Annotated in this window: 6 protein-coding genes; all 6 read right to left on the minus strand. The window is 65.8% G+C overall.

The window, feature by feature from the left end; translation table 11 throughout:
* Positions 1-166: 166 nt before the first annotated feature.
* On the minus strand, positions 167-1,633 hold the full coding sequence (locus ELR45_RS17490; protein WP_129667527.1) for an AAA family ATPase: 1,467 nt from the start codon (positions 1,631-1,633) through the stop codon (positions 167-169).
* Positions 1,634-1,690: 57 nt separating this feature from the next.
* Positions 1,691-2,830 (minus strand): mandelate racemase/muconate lactonizing enzyme family protein, encoded by a 1,140-nt coding sequence (locus ELR45_RS17495; RefSeq protein WP_129667528.1) that lies wholly within the window; start codon positions 2,828-2,830, stop codon positions 1,691-1,693.
* A gap of 33 nt (positions 2,831-2,863) precedes the next feature.
* Positions 2,864-4,123, minus strand: coding sequence for an RNA polymerase sigma factor (locus tag ELR45_RS17500; RefSeq protein ID WP_129667529.1), 1,260 nt, complete (start codon positions 4,121-4,123; stop codon positions 2,864-2,866).
* On the minus strand, positions 4,105-4,452 hold the full coding sequence (locus ELR45_RS17505) for a YciI family protein (protein ID WP_129667530.1): 348 nt from the start codon (positions 4,450-4,452) through the stop codon (positions 4,105-4,107). The genes ELR45_RS17500 and ELR45_RS17505 overlap by 19 nt, the downstream gene beginning before the upstream one ends.
* 84 nt (positions 4,453-4,536) lie before the next feature.
* Complete coding sequence (locus ELR45_RS17510) at positions 4,537-5,175, minus strand: DUF1707 SHOCT-like domain-containing protein (protein ID WP_129667531.1); 639 nt, start codon at positions 5,173-5,175, stop codon at positions 4,537-4,539.
* 10 nt (positions 5,176-5,185) lie between these two features.
* A partial coding sequence (locus ELR45_RS38205; protein WP_205856777.1) for a hypothetical protein occupies positions 5,186-5,497 on the minus strand: 312 nt, incomplete at its 5' end.

Here is a 5,497-nt window from a genome sequence, read left to right on the forward strand (position 1 = left end):
CATCTCCCGCGCCATCTGGCTCCGCGACGCAGCCGCTGATCATCAACGGTTAGCCGCACTATCACTGGGCCCAGGGCGCGTTCGAGGCCACCGTACCCTTCAACGTGCGCCTGGATCTCAACCAGCTGCGGTAGCCGTGTCCTGCCGTGTGGCTTGAGCCGACGAGTCACTCGCCTCGGTAGAGGCGGCTCACATCGACGAGCTGGACGGACTCGTCCGAGACCGCACGACGACGGAGCTCATCCGTGAAGCCGTTGCCGCCGAAGCAGAGTAACCGGACGGCGTCGACAGCCTCGGCTCGCGTGCGCAGCAGGTCCCGGATGTGCTCGAGCCGTCGCACATGTTCAACGCCCATGACCTCATGCCATTTGGCTTCTCCGATCGCCAGCAACACCTCGCCTCCTTCGCTGTTCCGACCGAACGCGGCGACGTCCACCTCGTGACTCGATCGTGCCGGCGGATCGTTGACGGTGCCACTGGCCACGCGAGTGACGAATCCTCCACACGTCTCCGGTGACGCATGCCAGCGAACCCATTCGCGGCACAACCGTTCGAAGTGCGGTCCGACGACTCTGGCCAGGAAGACGCGCTTGGCACGTTCCCACATCGCCGGAGCACGGCTCGGCCGTTCGAGGTCACCCCATACAGGCCGCATGACCGCGTGGTAGAAGGTGATCAGAGGCTCCGCGATACGATACGTCGAGCGATTCCTGCGGAAGGCGTCGAGCTCGTGAGTCACCATGCCGATGTCCTCGAGCACTCCCAAGGGATGTGCGAGATCCGTGGATCGCCTGGCCAGATAGTTGGCGATCCCGCCTCGTGTGGCGTTGCCGTCCGCGATAGCGCCCAACACCGAGTGATACAGGGCCGTATCTCGAAGATCGGGCTCTTCAGCCAGAAGATAGCGGGCTTCACGGAACAGCGGCCGCGCCGGATTCAGCACCGCGCGAACGACCCACGAGTCAAAGTCTTCCGGTCCGGCAGGCACGTCGTCTTGAACGAACTCTCTCCGGTAAGCAGGAGTGCCACCGACGATTGCGTTCGTCAGCACAGCCGTGTGCGCGTCGTCGATTCCCCAGAACTGAGCGGCTAGCCGGAAATCCAGCGTGGGAACGACGAGCTCGAGCCCCGCGCGTCCACGCAACGGCGCGTTGCCGGCAAGCAGGCTCCCCATGAAGGATAGGGCTGACCCGCACAACAGAAGCCGAATCGGTGCGTTGCTCCGCTGCGCCGTCGGATCAAGGGCGCGCTGAATCACTGACGGCAGCGCTGGCGACGTTCTGGCCAGAAAGGGAAACTCGTCGATGACCGTCGTGGTCGGCCTGCCAGACTCGATCCTCATGAGCCGCGATATAGCCTCGTCCCAACCAGTGAACCGGAACGGTGTCGGCTCGCCGACGTAGGTCGCCAGCGCCACACCGAACTGGCGCAATGCGTCGGCCTCGGTCGTCTCAGTGGCCGTGAACATGAAGCCGTCAGTGGCATGTGCCAGCGCGTCGAGCAAGTACGTCTTGCCTTGTCTGCGACGTCCCGAGACAACACCAAGCGTGGCGCCGGGGCCCTCGTGCAGCGCAAACCGACTCAGTTCAGACCACTCAAAATCGCGGTCGAACATCTCGGGTGGCTTGTCCATAGTGACACCTATCTTGTATAGCTGAGCTTATTATAACTACACCTATACAAGTTTCACCTACCAGTTCGTGAAGGAACCATCAGCACGCCGATACCGGGGCGGCGCGCTGAGCTGGTCGGCCGCGGAATGCTTCCTCGCGTAGTCAAGATCGATCTGTACGCCCAGACCGGGCAGGTCGGCGGGCCGCACTGATCCAGCCGAGACGACCGGGCCGGCCTGGACCAGAGGATCGTCATCCCAGCCGTGCGGCCGCAACTGCTCCTGCACGCTCACGTTCGGCAGCGCGGTATTGAGATGCGCGGACGCGGCGGAACAGACCGGCCCGAGCGGATTGTGGGTCGCGATCCTGATGTGGTGTGCCTCAGCCATCGCCGCGATCTTGCGTCCTTCGGTGATGCCCGTGTTAGCCAAGTCGACGCGTGCGTGGTCGATGAGGTCGCCCTCGAGCAGCGGCCGGAAGTCCCATTTGGTGGTGTACTGCTCACCGGCCGCCAGCGGCACCCCGGTGCGTTGCCGCAGCATCCGGTACGCCTCCGGGTCCTCCGAACGCAGCGGGTCCTCGATGAAGTACGGCCGGAGCGGCTCTGTCTCCCGGCAGAAATTCACCGCGTCCGGTGGGTCGAGCCGTGTGTGCACGTCCACCAGCAGCTCCACGTCGTCCCCGAGCGCGTCCCGCAGGCCGTGCATGACTGAGAGCGTGTCCCGCACGGCCTGCCGCGGTTCGAAGATCGGATCGGTCCGTCCATCGACGCTCAGCCGCAGGTGAGTCCAGCCGAGATCCAGCATCCGGTGAGCGTTGTCCACGTACTCCCCGACGTCCGCGCCCCCGATATGGACGTATGCCGGCACCTGGTCGCGACTCGGACCGCCGAGCAACTCGAACAACGGCACGCCCAGAGCCTTGCCGCGCAGATCCCACATCGCCATGTCGATCGCGGCGATCGCGGCGCCGACATCTCGGTCCGCAGGGAAGAACCCTCCCCGGTACATCAACTGCCACAGGTGCTCTATGCCGTTGGCGTCCTGCCCGACCACCAGATCTGCCAGATCGTGCAGCGCGCCTTGTACGGTTCTCGGCCGGGAACGCATCCCGACCTCGCCGAGACCGTGCAGGCCTTCGTCGGTGTGCACCGCGACGAGGAGATAGGCACCGGCTCCGGCGGCCACGGGCAAAGGCTCGATCTCTGTGATCTTCATCGTCCCATTCTCGTATGCGCGGGCCTCATCGCATCACGCGGGAGACTCCATCACGGCTGCCCGGCGGGACAGGAATGCCCGTTCAGCGTCGTTGTCCGTGAGAGCCGCTGCCTCGCGGTACGCGGCTGCCGCGTCGGAGGTGCGACCGAGGCGACGGAAGAGGTCGGCTCGGGTAGCAGGCAGGCCGCGGTAACCCTTCAGCCGGGGATCCAGGCTCAGCCGATCCACATCGGCCAGGACGGCAGCCGGGCCCGCGACCATCGACCGTGCGGCAACCCTGGCCAGCTCCGTCACCGGTGACGGCTGCACCGCGAGCAGCATGTCGTACAGCGCGACGATCTGGGCCCAGTCGGTGTCGGCGTAGGAAGGCGCCTCAGAGTGCAGGGCCGCGATCGCCGCATGCAGTGCGTAGACGCCCGGCGTGCGATGAGCGGAACGCCGGATGGCGGCGTCGGCCAACTCGACGCCCTCGTTGATTACCTCGCGGTCCCACAGCGAGCGGTCTTGGTCCTCAAGGACGACGAGGCCACCACGCTCGTCGAGACGTGCCGCACCGCGCGCCTCGCCCAACCGGATAGTGGCCAACAGTCCCAGCACCTCGGGCTCGTCCGGCATCAGCTCCCGCAGTGTCGACGCAAGATCGCGCGAGAGACGTACCAGCTCAGCTCTGTCGAGGCGGGCACCGCGTGAAGCCGTGTGTCCTTCCGTGAACAGCAGGGATACGACGCTGAGAACGGCCGGCAGCCGGTCCGGAAGCTCGTGGTCCTCGGGCACCCGGTACGGGATGCCAGAAGCCCGGATCTTCTTCTTCGCCCTGGTCAGCCTCGCCGCCATGGTGGACTCGCTGACCAGGAACACACGCGCGATGTCCGCGGTGTTCAGCCCGCACACCAGCCGCAGGGTCAACGGCACTCTCCCGGACATGGCGAGCGCGGGATGACAACACGTGAAGATCAAGCGGAGCCGCTCGTCGTGGATCGAGGTCGCCGGCTCCGGTCCATCGTCATCGGGAACGACCAGCAGCGGCAGCTTCCGTGCCAGGGTCTCCTCGCGGCGGACACCGTCCAACGCCTTCCGCTTGGCCACCGTCGTCAGCCACGCCACGGGGCTGTCCGGAACGCCGTGCCGTGGCCACGCGTCGAGCGCGGCCACGAATGCCTCTTGGGTCGCGTCCTCCGCGGCGTCGAAGTCGCGGGTGAGGCGCACCACCGAGCTGAGCACCCTGGCCCAAGCCCGGCGGTGCACATCGGCTAACGCAGCCGCGGCCTCAGTGCTCAGCCCGTCGTGTCCCATACCGGACGCACCTCGATGCCGGAGGCGATCGGGCACATCCTCGCGACCTCCAGCGCCTCGTCGAGATCCTTGACGTCGATCATGTAGTAGCCGGCAAGATTCTCCTTCAGCTCCACATACGGGCCGTCCGTCACCAAGACGTCGTCGCCGTCCGGGCGCAGGGTCGTCGCGGTTGTGGACGGGCGCAGAGCTTCGCCACTGAACTGTATGCCACGTTCTTGGAGGCGCTCGGCAAACGTCGTGTGCTCAGCGAGGACTGCGTCGAGCTCCCGCTTCGGCGCTGATTGCCAGTCTGTGTCCGGTTCGAAGAGCATGAGCATATACTTCATGGCCGTTCCCCTTCCGTGTGGGTGGTTTCTACACCCTTGACGGACGGGACCACCAGGAATCGACAATACTCACGGATGAATTCCTCATCGACCGAGTTGCTGGTGGCCGCGGTGGCCGAACAGCGCCGACAGCCGCGCCCAGAAGGATCGACGAGGATACCGGGCGTCTCGGCGAGGATAGCGGGCGACGACGGAACCTGAGGTCACCTGACCGCTCACGCGCAAGAGCGGAGCATCGGGACTCGGCCGTTCAGTGACCTTGTTGGACACGTTCCCACTGGTGCACGACACGTCGTCCATGTTCACGGACCATCCGTACGGGACGGTCAGCACCACTGACCCGGAGGTCACATCGACGTGTACGGCCACCTCTCGGTGCACACACTCCGCCTCGGTGAAGTCAAACCTGATCGTGCCTGAGCTGCACTCGGCCATGATCTGAGCGGGGACGACCCAGTACCCGTCCTTCTTCAGCGTGCCACTCTTCGTCCGCAGTCTCAGCGGCCGCGCGTCGGACTGCGGGGCCCGGCCGAGATCTGCTGTCACGGTCGCCAGCTCCGCACGCGTCTTGGCCGCGTACGTCGCGGCCAAGCGGTCATCCAGTTCGGTCAGGTCGAGCTGCCCATCGGCGACCGCGGTGCGCAATATCTCGGCCACCGCATCGCGGTCAGCATCGGCTGCGCGCGTCGCGGGCGACGACGACGATTCGTACGGATCCGCCATAGCCGGGAGCCTAGTCGAGAATGACCGAGGCGGTCATCAGCACGGCGGCGATCACCACGACGACGGCGAGCCCGGAGAGGAACGGGAACCGCTCGGACATCGGGACGGCACGTGGGAACCGCTTGCCCAGCTGCCGCGCCGTGACGGCCTGGGCTGTTTCCTGTGGTTTCACACCAAGCCACCGCACCAGCTGCCGCATGTCCTCCGGAGACCACTGCGGACTCTTCATCCGCAGAATCAACCGCTCACGGCGGTCGAGCAGCAGCAGGTTCCGGTTGGCCCGCGTCCCGGACGACGCCGACACGCGGACACTGACAACGGT

Origin of the sequence: Phytoactinopolyspora endophytica (genome assembly GCF_004138495.1) — a bacterium.
Taxonomy (GTDB): Bacteria; Actinomycetota; Actinomycetes; order Jiangellales; family Jiangellaceae; genus Phytoactinopolyspora; species Phytoactinopolyspora endophytica.